Genomic DNA, 23,630 nt, shown 5'->3' on the forward strand with positions numbered 1-23,630 from the left:
CATTTTTTTGTTTAAACAGATTTACCAACCTTGCTAGCTTGTTGTGAAGGATGCTTTATATGAATGAGTCGCAACATCAACAGAGTCAAACTCGTTGGTTGCCAAACATTTTAATGATTGTATTGGAAACAGTATTTTCATTTATACTTAAACATGATCGTTTGGTCAGGCTACAATCCCAGCCATTTATTGATAGGCAACTCACTCTAAAAATTAATAGTTACTTACCTTATTTTGACTTTTATGTGCAATTTACTGATAAAGGAGTGCTCTTTGATGAACATGCTCCTGAACAACCAATCGATTTAACTATTAATAGTACAATGATCGAATTAATCCGTATTTTTCTCATGGGGAATACGCGTGCAATTCGTAAATTACGTTTTGAAGGTGATCTGAGCCTTAAGGCCCCCATCCGTGATTTATTTTTACAACTTTCTTTGCCAAAGCTTTTATCAGACTGGCAAAAATGGTTTAAACAGTCTGATGATGCCGAATTAAGTACAGCCTCAAAAAAACGTATAGCACCTCTGCTAAAGACTATTGAAGACCAACGTACTGAAATTCAATCGCTAAAAGATGAAGTAAAACAACATAAACAATATCAGCGCCAACTTAAGACACAGATCAAATATTTTAAATTAGCAGTTACAACGATTTCTTTGCTATTTATCATCGTTCTTGTGTATAATTTGCTGCGTATTTTTTAAATACAAATCCAGTAAACTCAGTTATTCACAATAATAAAATTGAATTCCAACTATTTTACTCGGTTTTAAGAAAAAAACTTGACTAATTTAGTAGGGATTCATAAACTTTAACCATCTAGTTTTTATTGTGTATCAGATCATGCGCTTAACAACTCGCGGTCGCTACGCAGTGACTGCCCTACTCGACCTAGCATTGCAGCCACCTGAACAAACCATCACACTTGCTGAGATTGCAACTCGACAAACAATTTCTGTTGCATATCTTGAACAGCTCTTTGCCAAGTTAAAACGTCATGGCCTTGTTTCTAGTGTTCGTGGTGCCAATGGTGGTTACCATCTCGCTCGCCAAGCAGAGCAAATTACTGTTCTTGAAATCATCGAAGCTGTCAACGAAACTGTTGATGCAACGCGTTGTGACCATAAAGGCAACTGCCAAAATGGTGCAATGTGTTTAACTCATGACCTCTGGCATGAACTATCAGTGCATATCGCTGATTATTTAGAAAAAATCACCCTCGCAGACCTGATAGCACGAGACAACGTACAAACCGTTGCCTTACGCCAAAATCCATTATCTTTAGATTCAGCCCCTCTTTCGGCTACAGGTATTTGACATGAAACGCCCTATTTATCTCGATTATGCTGCAACAACTCCTGTTGACCCTCAAGTCGCAGAGCGCATGATGGAATGTTTAACTGTTGATGGCATTTATGGTAATGCTGCTTCTCGTTCGCACGCTTACGGTTGGCAAGCAGAAGAAAAAGTTGAATATGCACGTGAACAAGTCGCAAACCTAATTAAAGCAGATCCACGTGAGATCGTTTGGACTTCGGGTGCAACTGAGTCAGATAACCTAGCACTTAAAGGTATTGCTCAGTTTTACCAATCTCGTGGTAAACACATCATCACAAGTAAAATTGAACATAAGGCAATTTTAGATACTTGTCGCGAATTAGAAGCTGAAGGTTTTGAAATTACCTACTTAGAGCCAGAAGCTCAAACAGGTCTTATTACACCTGAGGCAGTACAAGCTGCACTACGTCCAGATACAATTTTAGTTTCACTCATGATGGTCAACAATGAAATCGGTACAGTAACTGATGTTGCTGCGATTGGTGAATTGACACGTGCAAACAAAACTTTCCTTCATGTCGATGCTGCACAAGCTGCAGGTAAAGTTGAAATCGATATGGAAGCTATGAAAGTTGACTTGATGAGCTTCTCTGGTCACAAAGTTTACGGTCCTAAAGGAATTGGTGCACTTTATGTACGTCGTAGCCCACGTGTACGCCTAAAAGCACAAATGCATGGTGGCGGTCATGAGCGTGGTATGCGTTCAGGCACTTTAGCGACACACCAAATTGTAGGTATGGGTGAAGCATTTGAACTCGCTGGTAAAAACATGCAAGCAGAGCAAGAACGTTTAGCACAGTTACGTAACAAGCTTTGGACAGGTCTACAGTCTTTAGAACAAGTGTTCTTAAACGGCCACCCAACTTACCATGTTTCAAACTACCTCAATGTAAGCTTCAATTTTGTTGAAGGCGAATCGTTGATGATGGCACTTAAAGATGTTGCTGTATCATCTGGTTCGGCATGTACTTCTGCAACATTAGAACCATCATACGTTCTACGTGCATTAGGTTTATCAGATGAACTTGCACACAGCTCTATACGTTTTAGCTTCGGTAAATACACCACTGAAGAAGATATCGATCATGTACTTGAGATTACTAAAACTGCTGTAGACAAACTTCGCGAACTCTCTCCTCTTTGGGATATGTTCAAAGAAGGAATCGATTTATCTAAAGTCGAATGGGCTGAACACTAATTTAACCTAGGTATGTTGTTTATTCGTCAAACAAGATTGTAAATCAACGACATACCCCCCATTAATCATATTATCAAGGCTGACCCCGAGGTTTGGAGAAGCATCATGGCTTATAGTGAAAAAGTAATTGATCATTACGAAAACCCTCGTAATGTAGGTGTGTTGGATAAAAATGCAGACAATGTCGGTACTGGCATGGTTGGTGCACCAGCATGTGGTGATGTGATGCGTCTACAGATTCAAGTCAATGACGCAGGCGTAATTGAAGAAGCTCGTTTTAAGACTTACGGCTGTGGTTCTGCAATTGCATCTAGCTCTTTGGTGACTGAATGGCTTAAAGGTAAAACTCTAGACCAAGCTCAAGCCATTAAAAATATCGATATTGCAACTGAACTTGCACTACCTCCAGTTAAAGTTCACTGCTCAGTACTTGCTGAAGATGCAATCAAAGCTGCTGTAGATGATTATCGTAGCAAAAAGGCAAAAGCCTAATTCGTTTGACGTTGGTGAATGGAGTTTTCATGATCAATTTAACAGAGAGTGCTGCAACTCATATCAGCAATTATTTAAAAAATCGCGGTAAGGGTGAAGGAATTCGCGTTGGAGTGAAAACTTCAGGATGTTCAGGTTTGGCCTATGTGCTTGAATTTGTTGATGACGTTGATACTCATGATCAAGTATTCGAGCAATTTGGTGTGAAAGTCTTTGTTGATCCTAAAAGCTTAGTCTATTTAGATGGTATGCAAATGGACTATGTTAAAAATGGACTGAATGAAGGTTTTGAGTTTATTAACCCCAATAAAAAAGGCGAATGTGGTTGTGGTGAGTCCTTCACTGTTTAATTCTTCCTCTATGCTTCGCCTTCTCACGTTAGAACAGTGTGTTACACTGTTTTAACGCGTTACAATTGTGGATTCCACCTCATGAATCATTTTGAGTTATTTACACTCCCTACTTCGCTCGACATTGATTTAGCGACCCTCAAAGCAAACTTTCTCAACTTGCAGCAGCAACACCATCCTGACCGTGCTACTGATAAAGAACAAGCATTGATTAAATCAAGTGAAATTAATCAGGCCTACAAAACTTTATTGCATGTTGATAGTCGTGCTGGCTACCTCCTCTCCTTAAAAAAACAAGATTATCATCTTGATCAGTCAATTAATGATTTTGAGTTTTTACAGTCTGCTTTAGAAATCCGTGAACAATTAGATGAAGCCCATGATGCAGCCCAGCTTCTTTCACTCAAACGTGAAGTACAGCAATGGATTGATGGTTTGGTGCGCGAATTTAAACTCGATTATGATGAAGAAGACTGGGCTGAGGCACGCGATACTGTCCGCAAATTACGTTTTTTCCAAAAAGTCATGAATGATATCGATAAAGCCGAAGATCGTCTTTTAGATGATGAAGACTTTGACTTAGATGACGATTTCTAATTTATTGGTTAATTCCATCAAATAGTTTTAACCCATATTGACTGGTTTATTCAAATAGGATTTACAACATGGCACTCCTGCAAATTGCAGAACCGGGACAATCCAGTGCTCCGCATGAACATCGAATTGCCATTGGCATTGATTTAGGCACAACGCACTCTTTAGTTGCGACTGTACTTTCTGGCCAAGCCAAAGTTCTAGCTGATGAACAAGGCCGTGTTTTACTGCCTTCAATTGTACATTACTCAAAGGATTCAATAAGCTACGGTGATGATGCTAAAGCTTATTTAACAACAGATCCTAAAAATACAGTTGCATCCATTAAACGTTTCATGGGTCGCTCAAAAGCTGATATTAAGTTTCAGCACCCATATGTACTCGTTGGCGATGAGCAACAAATGCCAGCATTAGCGACAGAGCAAGGACATAAAACTCCTGTTGAAATCTCTGCAGCCATATTAAATCAATTAAAACTTCGTGCTGAATCAAGTTTGCAACATCCAATACAAGGTGCTGTCATCACAGTACCTGCCTATTTTGATGAAGCTCAACGTCAAGCGACTCGTGATGCAGCTCAACTTGCTGGCCTGAATGTACTACGCCTACTCAATGAGCCTACTGCTGCTGCGGTTGCATATGGTCTTGATCAAGAAAACGCGCTAGATCATGATCGCAATTATGTAATTTATGATCTAGGTGGCGGTACTTTTGACGTTTCAATTTTGCGCTTTAGCCAGGGTGTTTTTGAAGTTCTTGCAACAGGTGGTCACACAGCGCTTGGTGGTGATGACCTAGACCGTTTAATTGTAAAATGGGCACGTAAACAATTACAGCTTGATCAATTAAATGACTTTGAATACGCACAACTCATTCTCAATGCACGTCAAGCTAAAGAACAGTTAACTCAAGAAGAAAGTGTTCAACTGCAAGTACTTGAAAATACGCTTACTTTAGATCGTGCAACGTTTGAAAGTATTATTGCTGTCGCACTCGACAAAACAATCAGTGTAGCAAAACGAGTTCTTCGTGATGCACATCTAAGCCTTGATGACATCCATGAAGTTGTTTTAGTGGGTGGCTCTACTCGCTCTTATGCAGTACAAAAATGTGTAGCTGAAGTTTTTCAGCGTGAACCTCTTTGTACCATTAACCCTGATGAAGTTGTTGCAATTGGGGCTTCAATCACTGCAAACCAATTAATTGGTAATCAAGTTGATGGCTCATTATTGCTTGACGTTACACCTTTATCACTCGGTTTAGAAACTATGGGCGGTTTGGTTGAACGCTTAATCTCACGTAATACCGCAATTCCTGTCGCTCGCCGTCAAGAATTTACTACTTATCAAGATGGTCAAACGGCTATGTTGATTCATGTGGTGCAAGGTGAGCGTGATTTAGTTGAACATTGCCGCAGCTTAGGTCGTTTTGTATTAAGTGGCATCCCACCCATGGTTGCAGGCCAAGCCCGTATTGAAGTGACCTTCCAAGTCGATGCTGATGGTTTATTGACTGTGAGTGCACGCGAAACTACTTCTGGTGTACAAGCACAAATTGACATTAAGCCTTCTTATGGTCTTTCTGAACAGGATACTGAACGCTTATTGCTTGAAGGCTTTACTTTTGCTGAAGAAGATAAAAATCTTCGTCACCTCAATGAAACCAAAGTAGAGGCACAGCGTGAAATCGAGGCACTCGAACAAGCCCTTAAACTTGATGCAACATTATTGAGTACAGAGCAACTCTCAGATCTACAGCAAGCAGAAGCGGCTTTAAAAACCCAACTGCAAAGCAACGATATCAAAGCGATTGAAGATGCTGTACAAGCGCTTAAAGTTCACAGTGATGCTTTTGCAGCATCACGTATGAATCAACACATTGATCAGGCATTGAAAGGGACAAAGCTTGATGACTGGTCAAACTCGAACTAACCCATAGGTGCAACGATGCCACGTATTAAAGTATTACCCCATGCTCAATATTGTCCTGAAGGTGCAGAGTTTGAAGTTGAAGCAAATGCCAATCTTTGCCAAAGCCTTTTAGATCATAATATTAAGATTGAACACGCCTGTGATATGTCACGTGCATGTACAACTTGCCACATTGTCGTTCGTAAAGGCTTCAACAGCCTAGAAGAAATGGATGATGTAGAAGCTGACCTACTTGACCGTGCTTGGGGCTTAGAAGCTGATTCACGCCTTTCATGTCAGGTTGAAGTTGTCGATGAAGATCTAGAAATTGAAATCCCTAAATATACGATCAATCATGCTTCTGAAAATCACTAAGCAACTGATTAATCATAAAAAAGACCATCAATATGATGGTCTTTTTTATGAGGATTGCTCTTCATTTAATGTTTGCTGTACTTTAACTTCATCTTCTAGTCTCAGTCGAGCAACGCCATTCTCATCGATCAACTCTTGTTGTAACTGGATTCGTCCAATCATTTTTTCAAGCACTTGAACTAACTCTTCGTACTCATAATTTTGAACTTGTTCAAAATTCAGTAGCAAATGAAAACCTTTGTACTCGTAATCAAACCACTGTTGATAATCACTATTGGTTGCTGAGTATTTTTCAACCACTTGCCAAGTGTTCACTAAACCCTGAATACCTTTTAAAGCAATCGGTTGTTTAGGTGTACATAAGTAATTATTTTTTACTAAATTATATGTATCTTGCGAAATAAGAATTTCATCAATTTCAGCATTACTTTGCAGACGTGCTGCAAGATTAGCATCTCGACCAACAATCGTATACGCCATACGATGTACCGCCCCATAGTTACCCACGTGACAATAACCCGTACTGATCCCCATTCGGATATGCAAGGCAGGATAACCCATTTTCACCCAACGCTCTCGCAAAAACTTCATCTGTTGACGCATCGCAATTGCCATATCTAGACAATTTTTTGCATCTTGTTCAACACCTTGCGAATCAGGATCACCGAAGAAAATTAAAATCGCATCGCCCATGAATTTATCAATGGTTGCACCATATTGTTTGGCGATATCGGTCATCTGACTTAAATAATCATTTAATAAAAATGCTAAATCATCGGGTATAAGCGTTTCAGACATATTGGTAAAACCCTGAATATCTGAAAAAAATACGGTGATTTTTTTACGTTTGTACTCAAGTTTTGCCTCAGTTTCTCCACGCATAATGGCCTGCCACAACTGCAGCGGTGCATAACGACTCAACTGATTTGAAAGCTCAATATAACGATTCATTTCAGTAAAGTAATTTTTCTTTTGTTGTTCAAGTCGTTTAACGCTTTCACGGATAAAGTAGCCACCTATAGCGCTGAACAGAATTAAAGCAACAAATGATATGGCGGTAACTTCTACACCAGTTTGCTCAAAATAGTCACCAAAACCAAAGAAAAATATAATATTAAAATAAAATACAATAATAGCGATTAAGGTCGATAGAGCCGCCACCATCGTCGGAATTTTATTATTAATAATCGAGTAAAATATGACAAATACTAAGCCAAATGTAATAACCAAACTAAGGTGTACAGCAGCCAATACCGTTGCAAAGACGATAATATCAATGACAAAAAAAACATTTTTACGAATTTCGTTATTGTAATGGTATTGAATCCAGCTCGACAGACGCGGACTAAACAATAAAATAAATAGCAAAAAAACAGGTACGTAAACCTGATTCTCTGCAAGCGGTGTGGTAAAACTGTAGACCACAATGATCAAAGCAAGAAAGAGATATCCCACTGTACGCTGGAATATCTCAAATTGTTTAGACCCCTTTTTCAGCATCCGATCGATTGATGACACTTATTATATTTCTCCATCCCGACGCGTGCTTTATTTTGGATTAAAACTCAATCCATACGCCAATCAAAAGGCATATCACCTTGGCCACGTAAAGCCAACATTAAAGTTTGACGCATATGTGCAAGCACTTCATTCGAATAAGGAACGGCTGTACCACCCCAAACAGGCTTAGGCCATGCAACATCATTTTGATAACGCACTACATGATGGAAATGCAATTGCGGCACAACATTACCCAATGCAGCAACGTTCATTTTGTCTGCACGAAAAACACGTGATAACTGACTAGATAACCAGCTTGATTCACGTAAAAATTGCTCTTGATCAGCTTGGCTCAACTCATAAAGTTCGCTGATACCAGGCACACGTGGAATCAAAATTAACCATGGAAATTGCATATCATTCATTAAACGACATGTCGAAAGCGGAAAATCGCCGACAAAAAAAGTATCTTGGGCAAGTTGGGGGTGCAAACTAAACATATCTTTATAAATGATATCGAAAAAAATAGATGCTTCATACTAACACAACAGATTTACTGTGAGTATTGTTCCCGCCATGTTTTCGTACAAATAAATACGAGTTAAATGGCGAAAGCAGTATACTCAACAGTTCACTGTTGTTTTCAAACAAGTATTAAGTGTTAATTTATTCTGATTTCCTTTAATAATTGATCTAACAGATCTTGAATAAACTCAATACGCTTATCATATTCAGCCAGCATACGCATCACTTTTAAACGTTGCCCTCCATCCATTCGATAATGGGTTGGATTACGCTGCATCATTTGAATAATGCTAATAGCTTGTACTGGTGTATCTGGAGAAAACTCAATTACACCGCCATTGGCACCCAAATCAATTTTTGTCATACCCAACTGCTCCGCCTTAATACGGATTTGATGCACACTAAATAATTGCTTTACGGGCTGTGGTAAATTCCCGAAACGATCAATTAATTCAATACGGATATGATCGAGTTTATCTTGATGATCTGTATTACTAATACGTTTGTAAAACAGTAATCGTTGGTGTACATCACCTAAATAGTCATCAGGAATTAACGCTGGCATATGCAAGTTAATTTCAGCGGTAAGTGACAATGGTGTATCAAAGTTTGGCGTTTTACCTTGTTGAATAGCTTTAGTCGCCTTTTCAAGCATTTCCATATACAAGCTATAACCAATTGCTTGCATTGAGCCACTTTGTTGTTCCCCCAACAATTCACCAGCACCGCGAATTTCTAAATCTTCGGTCGCTAAAATAAATCCAGCACCTAAAGTCGAAGCGCGCTGAATTGCATCTAAACGTTTCTCAGCATCTCCTTTAAGCCCCTTGATCGAAGGCACCATTAAATAAGCATATGCTTGATGGTGAGAACGTCCAACTCGCCCCCGTAGCTGATGCAACTGAGCTAAACCTAATTTGTCTGCACGCTCTATAATAATCGTATTTGCATTGGGTACATCGATTCCTGTTTCAATAATCGTTGAACAGACCAATACATTTTCTTGTTTATGGTAAAACTGCTGCATGACTTGCTCAAGTTCACGCTCACGCATTTGTCCGTGGGCCACTGCAACACGCGCTTCAGGGACCAATTGACGTATATTTTCAGCTGCACGCTCAATCGTGTCGACTTCGTTATGCAATATGTATACTTGGCCACCACGCAATAATTCACGCAATATCGCTTCTTTTAATGTTGCATCAGTTTGTTCAAGTACAAAAGTTTTCACCGCTAAACGTCGTGCTGGTGGTGTTGCAATGATCGATAAATCACGCATGCCAGAGAACGCCATGTTTAAAGTACGAGGAATCGGTGTTGCCGTAAGCGTCAACATATCCACATCTGCTCGTAGGGCTTTAATCCGCTCTTTGTCTCGCACGCCAAAACGATGCTCTTCATCGACAATCATCAGTCCAAGATTTTTAAACTGAACATTTTCTTGCAAAATCTTGTGTGTACCAATGACGATATCGACTTTACCTTCAGCCAAATCATCAATGATTTTACTATGCGCTTTCGACGAGCCAAAACGTGATAGCACTTCTACTCTAATCGGCCAATCCGCAAAACGATCTTTAAAAGACTCATAATGCTGCTGCGCCAACAATGTTGTTGGCACTAAAACTGCAACTTGTTTATTGTTTTGTACTGCAACAAAAGCTGCGCGCATAGCCACTTCTGTTTTACCAAAGCCAACATCACCACAGACCAAACGATCCATTGGTTTAGCCAACTGCATATCATGTAATGTTGCTTCAATTGCATTGGCTTGATCCAGCGTTTCTTCATACGCAAAGCCCGCAGCAAACTGCATATATGCACTTTGCTCAAGTTCAAAACTCATTCCAGGCTTGGCCTTCCTGCGTGCTTGAATATGCAATAGTTCTGCTGCCACATCATGAATCTGCTCTAAAGCTTTACGCTTGGCTTTATTCCATGCATCAGTGCCTAGCTTATGTAACGGTGCTAATTCAGGATCACCACCACTATAACGGCTAATCAACTGCAAATGCGTTACAGGGACATAGACCTTCGCTTCATCGGCATAATCAAGTTGTAAAAACTCATAGTCTTGTTCATCTATGGTTAACATGACCAAACCTGCATAACGCCCTACACCATGATCGATATGAACCACAGGTGCACCGATACTGAGTTCAGTCAGACTTCGAATCAGAAACTCTTCTGAAACCTCATGTTGGCGTTTACGACGTCGTTGTACCACACGATGTTCATACAACTGGTTTTCAGAAATCACTGAAAGCCGATCATGAACCATCAAACCACGATCAAGCCCCGCATGAGTAATCGCTATTGAATACTGAGCTTTAAGAAACTCTGCAAAACTTTCTACAGCAGGGATTTCACCAAGGCTAGGTCGTAATGCATCCTTTAAACTCTCTCGACGACCCGCGCTTTCAGCAACCAAAAGCACAGGAAAACTCGCATCCTGTATATAGTTTTTTACCCGCTCAAAAGGCTGTGGTTGTTTATGATCAATCGACAAAATTGGTGGAGTTTCACTGTCTAAGTTTACTGCACCTGCGCGCTGATCAACTGCTTCAACTGAAACAATCAGGCGTGGAAATTGATTCAACTGCTCAGACAATTGCTGAGTCTGCATAAACAGTTGATCTGGAGCCAGAATAGGCTGATCCATATTATGGCGACGGTCTTCAAAACGTCGTACAGCTTCAGCCCAAAAACGGTTTAAATCATCACCCAATTCTTTTTCTGTAATGACAATAGCATTACTTGGTAAGTACGTTGTAATGCTACTCTGCTCTAGCATCTGCTTTTCACTAAAAAATAGTGGAAAATAAAACTCAAGCCCAGGTGATGCTATACCTTCTAATGCATCTTGATAAATAGGGTTCTTCTTCGGATTTGCACTCGGAAATGCCTCTGCATAACGCTCTCTAAACGTTGCACGCCCTTCTTTGAGTGGAAATTCACGTGCAGGTAATACCGTAAATTTCTGTAATTGATCTGTGGTTCGCTGCGTTTCTGGATCAAAGAATTTCAGACTTTCGATTTCATCATCAAATAAATCAATACGAATAGGTGCCAATTGACCACTGGCGAAGATATCCATGATACTACCGCGTACGGCAAATTCACCGTGATCATACACGGTATCAACAAGGTGATAGCCAGCTTGGACCAATTTAAGTTTTTGTTGTTCTAAATCAAAAGTCTGACCAACGCGAATATCAAAATGTTCACCTAATAACCAACTACTTGGGGCGACACGTTGTGCAAGAGTACTCGCGCTAATGAGCAAAACACCCTTGCGTGGCATATTGGACAATATAGACAACCGCTCAGAAATGATATCCTGATGCGGTGATAAACGGTCATAAGGCAAAATTTCCCAATCAGGAAAAATCGTGGGTTTAATCCCATAGAACTCTAATTCGCCTTCAAGCTGCGATAGATGTTGTCCATTCCTTGCAACCAAGACCAGTAACTGTTCAGCCTGATCTGCGATTTCTTTAATGAATAAAGCCCCAGCAGAACCAAAGAGTGTTCCGATCCATCTTTTTTCACCGGGTTTTAGTTTTTTTAAATCAAGTTGGGAGATCGTCTGTTGAAACATGAGGATTGCTTTAAGTTTAAATCATATCGACAACTATCTTAACATGATGCATTTTAACAAGGCAGTCCTATACAGTGACAGCTCATGTTTTTCATGAAATTTATCAACCAGACAGAAATAAATTAACCATAGGTTATAAATTTCACTAAGTTATTTTTTTCAGTGCTGTATTTAAATTCAACGCTGAGTAATGTAGTAAAGCCAGATCAATACTCATTCCCCCCTAAGATGCCAAGCACTCGATTTGATCATTAATCTACTCAACACAAAAAAACCTAATTTAAATGTGGAATTTTAGTAAAAACGCAACCAAAAACAGATACTTTTATATAATAATTAATTTCATCTCATTAGATGAACTGAATGATATTTAAATAATTTATACTACAACCCCGTATATTTATAAGTTTTTCTATTCAATATCTTGAAATATATGCTTTAGCTGATTATTTTAATTTATTTCTATCCTAAAAATTCAAACATAAGGACATGCTCATGAGCGCAACACCAGTTTACCAGCCCCATGAAAAAGCAAAGCGAGTCAAGGCTATTGTTGGGGCGGCATCAGGTAACTTAGTTGAATGGTTTGATTTCTACATATACGCAGCTTTTGCTGTGTATTTCCAACATGCTTTTTCTACACCAGACATGAGTGATTCAACCAAAGCAATCTATGTTTGGGGGGTATTTGCTGCAAGCTTTTTTATGCGCCCTATTGGTAGTTGGCTGTTTGGTTGGATTGGTGATACCTACGGTCGTAAGCAGTCCATGACTATTTCCATAACATTAATGGCGATTAGTTCATTTTTATTTGCGGCATTACCTACTTATGATCAGGTAGGTATGGCAGCACCATTTTTATTACTTGCTGTGCGCTTATTACAGGGTCTGTCTGTAGGGGGTGAATACGGTACTGTAGCAACCTATATGAGTGAAGTTGCCCTCAAAGGTCAACGTGGCTTTTATTCATCATTTCAATATGTAACGCTCTCTGGTGGACAGCTTCTCGCTAGCCTTTTGGGCGTGATCATGTTGATGCTTATGACCAAAGAACAAATGATGGACGGTGGCTGGAGAATTCCGTTTATCATTGGTGGTGTCGTGGCAATCTTGTCATACTTTGCACGTCGTAATCTTGAAGAAACACTTACAGAAGATAAGAAGAAAGAAGGCGGTGGTAGCCTTTCTGAACTGTTTAAAAATAACTGGACTACATTCTTACTGGTAGTGGGTTATACTTCTGCGGGTTCATTAACATTTTATGTTCTAACAGTTTATTCAAAAACATATATTACTAGTCTTGGATTTGATGAAAGAATCGTGGGTTATATGATGACCACGGCATTATTTGTCTTTATGCTCGCTCAACCCCTCTTTGGTATACTTTCAGACCGTATTGGCCGCCGCGCTTCTATGATTTGCTTTAGTATTTCTTGTGCAATCTTTGTCTACCCGGTCATGGTCATCGCGATGCGTTACTTTAGTGACTCTGCTGTGATTGTTACCTTGCTTTTGATTTTCTTACTGATGTTACTCAGCTTCTATACCTCTATTAGTGGACTCGTCAAAGCAGAAATGTTCCCTGCTCATATTCGTGCCCTCGGGGTCGGATTTGCATATGCCGTAGGTAACGCCATCTTTGGTGGATCAGCGCCGGCTGTTGCTTTACAGTTTAAGAGTTCAGGTTATGAAAACATGTTCTTTATCTATGTGATTGTCATGTTAATCATCTGCTTATTCTGCAGTATGAAACTTCCAAAAGAACCAGAATACTTAAAACACGACCACTAATAGCAAATACGCTTAAAAAAAACGATACGCCACGGCGTATCGTTTTTTTATTGCATATGCGTATTTAGTCAGGGCAATACTGCCCCAAACTCACACGGTCTTGTCCAGCATAGTCTTGAATGGTTTTTACTTGCTTAAAACCTGCTTGTTTAAACACATTACGCACAGCCAACCCCTGATCATAACCATGCTCTAATACCACCCAACCTTGTGCTTTTAACCAATGTTGGGCTTGAGTAATAATCAATTCAAGATCAGCCATCCCTTGTTTATCCGCAACCAACGCCCGCTCAGGTTCAGCGCCCAAACCTTGCATATGCGGATCTACGGCATCAATATAGGGTGGATTCGACACGATAACATCAAAACGTATTTGATCATGACTTGCAGAAAAAGCTGCATACCATGCCCCACAAGCAAACTCGACATGCTGCAAACCATGTTTGAGCGCATTACGCTTTGCTACAGCCAATGTTGGCGCATAAATATCGGTTGCCAAGACCTGCCAAGACGGACGTTCACTGGCTAAGGCCAAAGCTACTGCACCCGTTCCTGTCCCTAAATCCACAATATTTGCATCTAGAGCCAGATCGAGCTTTAAAACTGTTTCCACCAAAACTTCGGTATCTGGACGAGGCACCAAAGTATCAGGAGTCACGATCAAATCAAGGGTCCAAAATGGTTGTGAGCCAGTGATATAAGCCAAAGGCTCGCCAGCCTCAATCCGTGCTAAGGCACGAATATAATCCTGCTGCTGCTTTGAACTGAGTTCAAGATCACCCAATAGTTTTAATTCAAGCGCATTTCGATTAAGAATGTGCTCTAAAATCCAAAGATTTTCCTGACGCTCATAACTATCTAATTCGCCACGTAACGCCACAGCCTCGCCAATATTCATTAGCCACCGTTTTGCTGTGCAAGTAAAGCCAATTGGTCGGCTTGATATTCACGATGCAAACTGTCCAGTAATTCATTCAAATCACCTTCCATTACAGCATCCAACTTATACAGTGTTAAGTTAATACGATGATCAGTCATACGACCTTGTGGATAGTTGTACGTTCTAATACGTTCAGAACGATCACCTGAACCAACTAAATCACGGCGCATTTCTGAAGTCGCAGACTCTTGGGCTGCACGCTTAGCATTTTCAAGACGAGAGACCAGCAAAGCCATTGCTTTAGCTTTGTTCTTATGCTGTGAACGTTCATCTTGACATTCAACTACAGTCCCCGTTGGGATATGGGTAATACGAACGGCTGAATCTGTTTTGTTAATGTGCTGACCACCCGCACCAGATGCGCGATAAGTATCGATCCGCAAATCTGCTGGGTTAATTTCAACCGTGGTATCAACATCAACTTCAGGCAAAATAGCCACTGTACACGCAGAGGTATGTACACGACCTTGAGACTCAGTAGCAGGAACGCGTTGCACACGATGTGCACCACTTTCAAACTTCAGTCGACCATAAACCCCTTCACCATTAATCAAACAAATCACTTCCTTATAACCGCCGTGCTCGCCTTCGTTTTCAGACAAGATTTCAATACGCCAGCCTTGGGTCTCGGCATATTTACTATACATACGGAACAAGTCACCAGAGAAGATCGCTGCTTCATCTCCACCCGTACCCGCACGAACCTCTAAATAAGCTGAGTTCGCATCGTTAGGATCTTTAGGGATCATGAGAATATTTAAATCAGCTTCCAATTGTTCAATTAAAGCTTTATTGGCTTTAATTTCCTCTTGGGCCATTTCTTTAAAATCTGGATCAGAAGCCATCATTTCGGCTGTTTCTATATCTTCCTCAGCCTGTTTATATTTGATCCAAACAGTAGTAATTTCTGTTAGATCATTATGTTCACGCGATAAATTACGAAATCGCTTGTTGTCTGAAATCACTTCAATATCTGCCAATAGCGCAGTTAATTCTTCTTCTCGATCGCAGAGTTGATCCAAACGTAGACGTAACGATTCTTTCATTTAAGTAAGTTCTCAAACACGGTTTAAGTCAAATAGCAACGTAGGTTGTTATTCAAAGCAAAACTATTGTAAAAAATTTCGTTTAGTTTACAGATAGTCGCTTTTAAAAGACACTGCTAGATGTGTTTCTTTGGCTGTTTTACTTTATTTTCTCCATCTCACTCTGACATCAAATCTATGCATCCACACATTTTCTGCATAATTCCCCCATTTCTGCCGCTTATTTCATCGATTTAGAATTTTCAGTTACAAGCAGATACCAAAGCGCTGTAGGACAGCCAAAGTTCTCCATATTTATCCCGCAGATGCTTGTTAAATTACTTCCAACGATTTAGGCAAGCCCCACATCAGAGGGCATGGAGAACAGAATGAATACTAAAGTGTTATTTTTAGGTGCAATGTTGTCATTGTCTACCGTGTTTGCAACTGCTGCTCAAGCAGGAAATACAACACGTGTTGCAGCTACTTCTGCCCTCGGTAGTGTCGTGGGGACAGCACTCGGTAAAGAGATGGGCGGACATAGTGGTGCCATGATTGGTTCAGCGATTGGTGGGGCTGGTGGGGCCGCCGTTGCAAGTAATCGACGTGACCGTACTGCCGCAGCCATTGGTGGTGGTTTAGGTGGCGTAGGGGGTTATGCTGCGGGTAAAAACATGGGTGGAACAACTGGAGGCTATGTTGGCTCTGCTTTAGGTGCTGCAGGAGGTGCTGCGCTAGGCAACAAGATTTCTCAAGATAATCGTTCAAACTATTATGGCAATAACTACCATAACCGTCATAAACACCGTCGTCATCGTTAATTAAAATCTGGCACACTCAATAGAATACTTTGCTTCAAATGTCAGTAGCATTTGAAGCTTTTTTTTGTGGGTAAGTTTCATGCAATATTTCCCTTGATCAAGGGCATACAACAACGATAATCATCCACAAAACTTATATCGAAAAAAAACGATATACAGCATTTGATTTATCACGTATGCTCAGAAAAATACCGATTTAAGAGCTTGTTATGCGATCACTCCCAAATACTAAGTTTTCCATTTTAGAGTTAGCACCCGTGCGTCATGGCCATAGCGTTGCACAAGCGCTACAGCATGCTTGCCGTCTAGCACAGCATGCAGAAAAATTAGGCTATGATCGTTTATGGTTAGCAGAACATCACAATATGGATGGTATAGCCAGCTCGGCTACCGCTGTTTTATTGGGACACTTACTTGCCAACACCCAAAAAATTCGTTTAGGTTCAGGTGGCATCATGTTGCCTAATCATGCTCCTTTAGTTGTTGCAGAACAGTTTGGCACACTCGCTACGCTCTACCCTGATCGAATCGAATTGGGTCTTGGCCGTGCGCCAGGGACAGATCAAGTGACCATGCGTGCTTTACGTCGAGGTCGTCAAGAAACAGAGGATCAGTTCCCTCAGGATGTTATTGAAATCCTCAGTTATTTTAATGAAGCACAGGCAGGACAAAAAATTACCGCAACCCCTGGTCAAGGCACCCACGTCCCTGTTTGGCTACTCGGTTCAAGTCTATTTAGCGCACAGCTCGCGGCACATTTAGGTCTACCTTATTCCTTTGCTTCACACTTTGCCCCTCGTATGTTAAAAGATGCGATCACGCTCTATCGTGAAAACTTTCAGCCCTCAATCTACTTAGATCGCCCCTATGTATCTATGGGCGTGCCAACTGTCGTTGCGCACACTGATGCTGAAGCTGAATATCTTGCCAGTAGCGCTTATCAACGCGTTTTAGGTTTAATCCGCGGTCAAAGTCTAAAACTACAGCCCCCTGTGGACAGTATCGATGGACTATGTAGTCCGGGTGAGCAAATGGCTGTCAATAATTTTTATGCCATGGCCCAAATTGGTTCCACTCAAACAGTCAAAGCAGGTTTAGAAAAACTCTTACAAGACTATGATGTCGATGAGTTTATTTTTACCTGTGACGTTTATGACCCAGAAAAACGTCTTGATAGTTTTGAATTATTGATGCAGCTCAAACATGATGTTTAAAATACATTTCAGACCATGTTTTTAATAAAATACTAGCGTTATTTATCTGTCTAGCTGTGTTTCATCATGATTTCTCCAGTTACTTGCAGGAAATTTGCAAAAACTCACAATCAAGGCGTTACACAGCACAGAGTTCTGCTATGCTAAAAGCCTATCAAGCATTGCATGGATCTTTTACATGAGCGTTATTTTAGGCACTCCTCTCCAATCTTCTGCATTCAAAGTTTTATTGCTTGGATCGGGTGAACTCGGCAAAGAAGTGGTGATTTCTTTACAACGTCTAGGCGTTGAAGTCCACGCTGCGGATCGTTACCCACAAGCCCCTGCAATGCAAGTTGCCCATTTTGCCTACTGCATTGATATGACGGATAAGACGCAATTACAACAACTCATACAAGACGTCCAACCCCAATTAATCATTCCTGAAATTGAAGCGATTGCGACTGAAGTTTTAATTGATATCGAAAAACAAAATATTGCAACCGTCATCCCTTCTGCTAAAGCCGTTAACTTGACTATGAACCGTGAAGGTATTCGTGTACTTGCAGCTGAAGAGCTTGGTCTACCCACTTCAGCCTATCGCTTTGCTGACTCCTTAGAAAGTTTTAAAGCAGCTTGTGACGATATTGGTTATCCAAACTTTGTTAAACCAGTAATGTCTTCTTCGGGTAAAGGGCAATCACGTGTGAAAGCCTTTGCGGAAGTTGAAGCAGCTTGGCAATATGCCCAAACGGGTGGTCGTGTAAAACAAACCAAAGTCATCGTTGAAGCGCAGATTGATTTTGACTTTGAAATTACGCTCTTAACTGTACGTGCAAAAAATCCTGAGACGGCAATTATTGAAACACATTTCTGTGATCCAATTGGACACCGTCAAGTGGATGGTGATTATGTGGAAAGCTGGCAACCGCAACAAATGTCAGCAACAGCACTGACTGAGGCAAAACGTATCGCAGATAAAGTAACTACAGCACTCGGTGGATGTGGTGTGTTTGGTGTTGAACTCTTTATTAAAGGTGATCAAGTTTGGTTCAGTGAGGTCTCTCCGCGCCCACATGACACTGGTTTAGTGACCTTAGCCTCCCAGTTCCAAAGTGAATTTGAACTACATGCTCGCGCTATTTTAGGATTAAACGTCAATACCTCACGCCATAGTCAAGCTGCAAGTGCTGTGATTTATGCAGGTGTCGATGCCAACAATTTAAGTTATGCAAATTTAAATATGGCCCTACAGCATCCAGATACCGATTTACGTTTATTTGGTAAACCCGAAGGCTTTAAACGTCGTCGTATGGGTGTAGTCACTGCACGTGCTGAAAATACTGAACAAGCACGTACACTGGCTAAGCAAGCAGCTGACCTTGTTCAAGTACAAACCCATCAAGAGGCCAATTCATCATTGGGTTAAATCGGTTAATTGTAATCGTGACAGCCGTATAAATATCATCAGGCACAGCAGCGAATGTATGTGCCCTTTCAAGGAAGCATTTCTATGATTCAAACTACGCTCTTAAAAGATGGTCTCCGTTTTCCCGAAGATATTCAAGCGATTAATCAATGGCGTGATACGGTTGAGACAGAATTAGAGCAATATTTTGAATCTGGTCACCCTATTCGCGATACACTCAAAGCACGTGCTGATTCAATTGATAGTATTCTTAATTTACTCTGGCAACATGCTGGTTTAGACCAAAGCAACCTTGCATTATTTGCAGTTGGTGGTTATGGCAGACGCGAAATGCTTCCTTGTTCTGATGTCGACATCATGGTGTTATCGGAACAGGATTTGACACCAGAGCAAGAGGCTATGGTGACGACTTTTATCTCTTCTCTTTGGGATGTTGGTCAACTCAAGCCAGGGGTCAGTGTCCGTACCATTCAGTCATGTTTCGAACAAGCAACAGCAGACCTCAGTATTGCCACTACTCTGATTGAGGCGCGGTTGATTTGTGGTAATAGCTTTTTACGTAAGTGGCCACGTCGTGTAGTTTCTCAAACTTGGACAGATCGCACCTTCTTTGATGCAAAAGTCCAAGAACAAGCGCAGCGTCATGCGCAGCACAACAACACGGAAAGTAATTTAGAACCAGATATCAAAAATGCCCCAGGAGGTATTCGAGATATCAATCAAATTGGCTGGATCGCGAAACGTCATTTTCGTGTCAATCGTATTTATGATTTAGTTCATCTTGGCTTTATTTCCGAATTTGAATTAGGCGTACTTGAAGAGGCTGAAAACTTTCTCTGGGAAATTCGCCACCATTTACACCGTATTACTAAACGTGATGAAAACCGCTTATTGTTTGATTATCAGCGTGAAATTGCGGGAAAATTTGGTTATGTCAAAAAAGATGATCAACACATCAATTACCCAATCGAGCAGTTTATGCGACGCTACTATCGCACCGCACAACAAGTCTCGACATTAAATGAGATGTTATTGTCTTATTTTGATGAATCAGTAATCACCCCGCGCTTGCCCAACTATGAACGTCGCATTGAGCAGATCAATGATCGCTTTAAATTAGTTGATGGAAAATTAGCAGTACAGCACCATAAAATATTTTCAGAAAAACCAAGCGCAATTTTAGAAATCTTCTATTTACTTGCAAGTCGCCCTGAAATCGAAGGGATTCGTGCACGCACCTTACGTTTACTGATCTTAGCGGGTAAACGAATAGATCAAAACTTTAGAGATAATCCAGAGCATCAAGCCCTATTTATGTCGATTATTCGAGGCGCAAATCATCGACTTTATGAAACGCTCTTAGCAATGAAACGTTATGGCGTACTCGGCACATATATTCCTGCCTTTGGCCAGATTATGGGGCTTATGCAGTACGACCTCTTTCATATCTATACCGTAGATGCGCATACCTTACTGTTAATCCGTAATCTAAATCGTTTTAAAGATCCTAAACATACCAAAGACTTCCCTGTTGTCAGTTCGGTTTATCAACGCCTATTGCGCCGTGATATTGTCATGTTGGCCGCGTTATTTCATGACATTGCCAAAGGTCGTGGTGGTGACCACAGTGAGCTAGGTGCTTATGATGCGATCGAATTCTGTCGTAAACACGGATTTAGTGAGCGTGAATGTAATCTGGTTGCATGGTTGATTCAAAATCACCTGCTCATGTCATTAACAGCACAAAAGAAAGATATTTCTGATCTTGATGTGGTCAAAGACTTCGCTGAAAAACTTGGCGATATGGAACATTTAAACTATCTATATACTTTAACGGTGGCAGATATTAATGCTACCAATCCAAAACTTTGGAATTCATGGCGTTCATCTTTAATGCGCCAACTGTATACCCATGCTCGGGATATTATTCGGATTGGTTTAGACCGTCCTGTCGACTATCAAATGCATATTGAAGAAAACAAATTTGCCGCAAGTGAACTTTTGGTCACAGATTTTTCACTCGATCAAGTGGAGAAAGTCTGGCAAGAGCTTGGCGATGAATACTTTCTAAAAGAGTCTGCTGAAGAAATTGCTTGGCATACCCGTGCCATCTTAGAACATGGTGACAACCCTGAACCATTGGTCATGATTCGTGCGCATCGTCGAAGTGGACAAGTCACTGCGCAAGATGCGATTCAAATCTTTATTTATACCCAAGATCAACCCAACTTATTTGCGACCACGGTAGCCGTACTTGATCGTATGAATCTTGATGTACAAGATGCACGAATTATCACTGCTGAAAAAGCATTTAGTCTAGACACTTACATGGTACTTGACCGTTTAGGGTCCTTACTCACAGATCTTGAACGTGAAGAACTGGTCAAAAACACGCTGGTTCGTGCTTTAAGCAGTTCTGATCAATACCCTGGTTTGTTGCAACGCCGTATCCCACGCCAATTGCGTCACTTTGACATTGAAAATACAGTTGATATCACGCTCAATGCTGCCCTACAGCAAAATATGGTCGAAATTTCGACCCTAGATCACCCAGGTTTGTTGGCAAAAATTGGCGGGTTATTTATGATTCAAGGTTTAGATATTCACTCAGCACGTATTGCCACATTGGGTGAACGTGCCGAAGATATTTTCTTTGTCACCAAAAAAAATGCCATTCCGATGAATAAAGAGGAAGCTCGTATTTTTGCCGATCAGCTGAAAAATGCACTAGACGAAGTATCGAGTCAAATTGCACAGCCCCATTGATTTTATTTTAAATTACCACACCTAGCTTAAGCGGTCCTTGTTTCATGAATAGTAGCTTAGATTTACTTCACCCTTATCCATTTGAAAAGCTCAATCAGCTGTTTCAAAACATTCAAACTGCAGACATGCCTCTGATTCCACTTTCAATTGGTGAACCCAAGCATCCTGCACCTGAATTTGTGATTCAGGCATTGTCGGAACAATACCAACATCTTTCGACTTATCCAAATAGTAAAGGTCTACTACAACTCAGACAAAGTATCGCGAATTGGCTACAACATCGCTTTCAGCTGCAACACATTTGTGCCGAAGAACAAGTCTTGCCAGTATCTGGAACCCGTGAAGGGATCTTCTCTTTTGTTCAAGCTGCTGTTGAACGTGAGCGTGCACCTTATGTGGTCATGCCCAACCCGTTCTACCAAATTTATGAAGGTGCAGCACTTCTAGCAGGAGCGAAACCTTATTTTGTTAACTGTACTGAAGATAACAACTACATCGGTGACTTTGATGCTGTACCCGCTGAAGTATGGCAAAACACAGCAATCGTTTTCATCTGTACACCGGGGAACCCTACTGGTGCTGTCTATAGCAAAGCACAATTTAAAAAGTTAATTGAACTCTCTGACCAATACGGTTTTATTATTGCTTCGGATGAATGCTATTCAGAACTTTGGTTTGATCAAGCACCTTGTGGCCTGCTTGAAGTCTGTGCCGAGCTTGGCCGTCACGACTATAAAAATTGCATTGTATTTCATTCTTTATCTAAGCGTTCAAACCTACCGGGTATGCGCTCGGGCTTTGTAGCAGGAGATGCAGCACTGCTCAAACCTTACTTAAAATTCCGCACTTATCATGGTGCAGCAATGCCAGTACAGCATCAAATTGCTTCTATTGAAGCTTGGGATGATGAAACACATGTAAAAGAAAACCGTCAACAATATCGTGCCAAATTTGATTTGTTCCAATCTGAGCTTGGCCATATTCTGCCACTCAAAAAACCAGATGCAGGCTTTTACTATTGGCTGAAAGTCGATAATGATGAGACTTTTGCTCAAATGCTTATGGAAAAAGCACATATTAAGGTATTACCCGGACGCTATTTATCACGAGATACAGCACAAGGGAATCCAGGTGCGGGTCATGTGCGTATGGCCTTGGTGGCAAGTCTTCAACAGTGCGAAGAAGTCGTTCAACGCCTAAAAGCAATTTTGTAAATTCAGCACAGTGAATGGGCTTAGGCCCACTCACTGTATTATTTTTCGATAAAAAACAATAGAGTCATGTGATTCAATAATTGTAATATATAGACAGTAAAATCTCGAAAGTACCCTTATGAAAATAAAATATTTTATAAACCATCTGGTAGGCTCATTTATTGGTTTATGTGCATTAACAGGGATTGTAAAAATAATCTTCATGTATGGTGTACAGCCTTATGAAGGAAGTTTCATAACATTGGGCGTACTGATGATGATCGTAGGCCTATTACTCATTGGCTATGCTAACGCTTCAGGTGCGGCTGTAAATAAAACAAAACAGACTTTTTATTTACACATAACACTGGTGACTTTTTTGCTGATTACAGATCTCACTTTTGGATCTACAAACTTATTGAGCGCCTTCATCAGAAATTTTGGCTATTGGGCTGTCTTACAATTTGGCGTTTATATTTTTATGCAAATAAATACACAGCGAACTCAGCTTATCTCAAATTAATAGTGGTATAACACTTAAAAAATTATCAATGAGGTAGATGGGCTCAAGCTCATCCACCTC

General features: G+C 40.7%; 20 protein-coding genes. 15 read left to right on the forward strand and 5 right to left on the reverse strand.

All coding sequences use genetic code 11. The features are described 5' to 3' along the window. Positions 1-59: 59 nt before the first annotated feature. From Aru01_RS09765 to fdx, 8 genes are all read left to right on the forward strand, one after another. The gene (locus tag Aru01_RS09765) at positions 60-710 is read left to right on the forward strand and encodes a hypothetical protein (protein ID WP_016656713.1); all 651 of its coding nucleotides are present in this window, start codon (positions 60-62) and stop codon (positions 708-710) included. Positions 711-849: 139 nt separating this feature from the next. Next, a complete protein-coding gene (locus Aru01_RS09770) occupies positions 850-1,323 on the forward strand; it encodes an Rrf2 family transcriptional regulator (RefSeq protein WP_016656714.1) in 474 nt (157 codons plus the stop codon). A gap of 1 nt (position 1,324) precedes the next feature. Further along, on the forward strand, positions 1,325-2,542 hold the full coding sequence (locus Aru01_RS09775; protein WP_016656715.1) for an IscS subfamily cysteine desulfurase: 1,218 nt from the start codon (positions 1,325-1,327) through the stop codon (positions 2,540-2,542). 105 nt (positions 2,543-2,647) lie between these two features. After that, on the forward strand, positions 2,648-3,034 hold the full coding sequence (iscU, locus tag Aru01_RS09780; protein WP_016656716.1) for a Fe-S cluster assembly scaffold IscU: 387 nt from the start codon (positions 2,648-2,650) through the stop codon (positions 3,032-3,034). Positions 3,035-3,063: 29 nt separating this feature from the next. Further along, on the forward strand, positions 3,064-3,384 hold the full coding sequence (iscA, locus tag Aru01_RS09785) for an iron-sulfur cluster assembly protein IscA (protein WP_016656717.1): 321 nt from the start codon (positions 3,064-3,066) through the stop codon (positions 3,382-3,384). Positions 3,385-3,465: 81 nt separating this feature from the next. Continuing rightward, entirely contained in the window at positions 3,466-3,981 is a 516-nt protein-coding gene (hscB, locus tag Aru01_RS09790; protein ID WP_016656718.1) for a Fe-S protein assembly co-chaperone HscB, read from the forward strand. A 68-nt stretch (positions 3,982-4,049) separates the two neighbouring features. Beyond that, positions 4,050-5,909, forward strand: a complete 1,860-nt coding sequence (hscA, locus tag Aru01_RS09795; RefSeq protein ID WP_016656719.1) for a Fe-S protein assembly chaperone HscA — start codon at positions 4,050-4,052, stop codon at positions 5,907-5,909. Positions 5,910-5,924: 15 nt separating this feature from the next. Further along, positions 5,925-6,263 (forward strand): ISC system 2Fe-2S type ferredoxin, encoded by a 339-nt coding sequence (fdx, locus tag Aru01_RS09800; protein ID WP_016656720.1) that lies wholly within the window; start codon positions 5,925-5,927, stop codon positions 6,261-6,263. 45 nt (positions 6,264-6,308) lie between these two features. Here fdx and Aru01_RS09805 read toward each other — a convergent pair whose 3' ends face one another. The 3 genes from Aru01_RS09805 to mfd all read right to left on the reverse strand — a co-directional run bounded on the left by Aru01_RS09805 (position 6,309) and on the right by mfd (position 11,889). Next, complete coding sequence (locus Aru01_RS09805; protein ID WP_040331234.1) at positions 6,309-7,763, reverse strand: adenylate/guanylate cyclase domain-containing protein; 1,455 nt, start codon at positions 7,761-7,763, stop codon at positions 6,309-6,311. Between the two features lie 65 nt (positions 7,764-7,828). After that, entirely contained in the window at positions 7,829-8,263 is a 435-nt protein-coding gene (locus Aru01_RS09810) for an HIT domain-containing protein (protein WP_016656722.1), read from the reverse strand. 161 nt (positions 8,264-8,424) lie between these two features. Beyond that, entirely contained in the window at positions 8,425-11,889 is a 3,465-nt protein-coding gene (gene mfd, locus Aru01_RS09815; RefSeq protein ID WP_016656723.1) for a transcription-repair coupling factor, read from the reverse strand. Positions 11,890-12,384: 495 nt separating this feature from the next. Here mfd and Aru01_RS09820 point away from each other — a divergent pair, with 495 nt between their 5' ends. Further along, the gene (locus Aru01_RS09820) at positions 12,385-13,680 is read left to right on the forward strand and encodes an MFS transporter (protein ID WP_016656724.1); all 1,296 of its coding nucleotides are present in this window, start codon (positions 12,385-12,387) and stop codon (positions 13,678-13,680) included. A gap of 64 nt (positions 13,681-13,744) precedes the next feature. Here the strand turns inward: Aru01_RS09820 and prmC are convergent, their stop codons facing one another. Beyond that, the gene (gene prmC / locus Aru01_RS09825; protein WP_016656725.1) at positions 13,745-14,578 is read right to left on the reverse strand and encodes a peptide chain release factor N(5)-glutamine methyltransferase; all 834 of its coding nucleotides are present in this window, start codon (positions 14,576-14,578) and stop codon (positions 13,745-13,747) included. After that, a complete protein-coding gene (prfA, locus tag Aru01_RS09830) occupies positions 14,578-15,666 on the reverse strand; it encodes a peptide chain release factor 1 (RefSeq protein WP_016656726.1) in 1,089 nt (362 codons plus the stop codon). The genes prmC and prfA overlap by 1 nt, the downstream gene beginning before the upstream one ends. A gap of 368 nt (positions 15,667-16,034) precedes the next feature. Here prfA and Aru01_RS09835 point away from each other — a divergent pair, with 368 nt between their 5' ends. The 6 genes from Aru01_RS09835 to Aru01_RS09860 all read left to right on the forward strand — a co-directional run bounded on the left by Aru01_RS09835 (position 16,035) and on the right by Aru01_RS09860 (position 23,570). Beyond that, the gene (locus Aru01_RS09835) at positions 16,035-16,466 is read left to right on the forward strand and encodes a hypothetical protein (protein ID WP_016656727.1); all 432 of its coding nucleotides are present in this window, start codon (positions 16,035-16,037) and stop codon (positions 16,464-16,466) included. A gap of 209 nt (positions 16,467-16,675) precedes the next feature. Further along, the gene (locus tag Aru01_RS09840; RefSeq protein WP_016656728.1) at positions 16,676-17,680 is read left to right on the forward strand and encodes an LLM class flavin-dependent oxidoreductase; all 1,005 of its coding nucleotides are present in this window, start codon (positions 16,676-16,678) and stop codon (positions 17,678-17,680) included. A gap of 169 nt (positions 17,681-17,849) precedes the next feature. Beyond that, positions 17,850-19,088, forward strand: a complete 1,239-nt coding sequence (gene purT / locus Aru01_RS09845; protein ID WP_171068171.1) for a formate-dependent phosphoribosylglycinamide formyltransferase — start codon at positions 17,850-17,852, stop codon at positions 19,086-19,088. 84 nt (positions 19,089-19,172) lie between these two features. After that, positions 19,173-21,854: a [protein-PII] uridylyltransferase gene (glnD, locus tag Aru01_RS09850; RefSeq protein WP_016656730.1), complete on the forward strand. Its 2,682-nt coding sequence runs from the start codon at positions 19,173-19,175 to the stop codon at positions 21,852-21,854. 44 nt (positions 21,855-21,898) lie between these two features. Next, positions 21,899-23,068 (forward strand): succinyldiaminopimelate transaminase, encoded by a 1,170-nt coding sequence (gene dapC / locus Aru01_RS09855; RefSeq protein ID WP_016656731.1) that lies wholly within the window; start codon positions 21,899-21,901, stop codon positions 23,066-23,068. 118 nt (positions 23,069-23,186) lie between these two features. Further along, positions 23,187-23,570: a hypothetical protein gene (locus Aru01_RS09860; protein WP_016656732.1), complete on the forward strand. Its 384-nt coding sequence runs from the start codon at positions 23,187-23,189 to the stop codon at positions 23,568-23,570. Positions 23,571-23,630: the final 60 nt, after the last annotated feature.

Source organism: Acinetobacter rudis (assembly GCF_000829675.1).
Taxonomy (GTDB): domain Bacteria; phylum Pseudomonadota; class Gammaproteobacteria; order Pseudomonadales; family Moraxellaceae; genus Acinetobacter; species Acinetobacter rudis.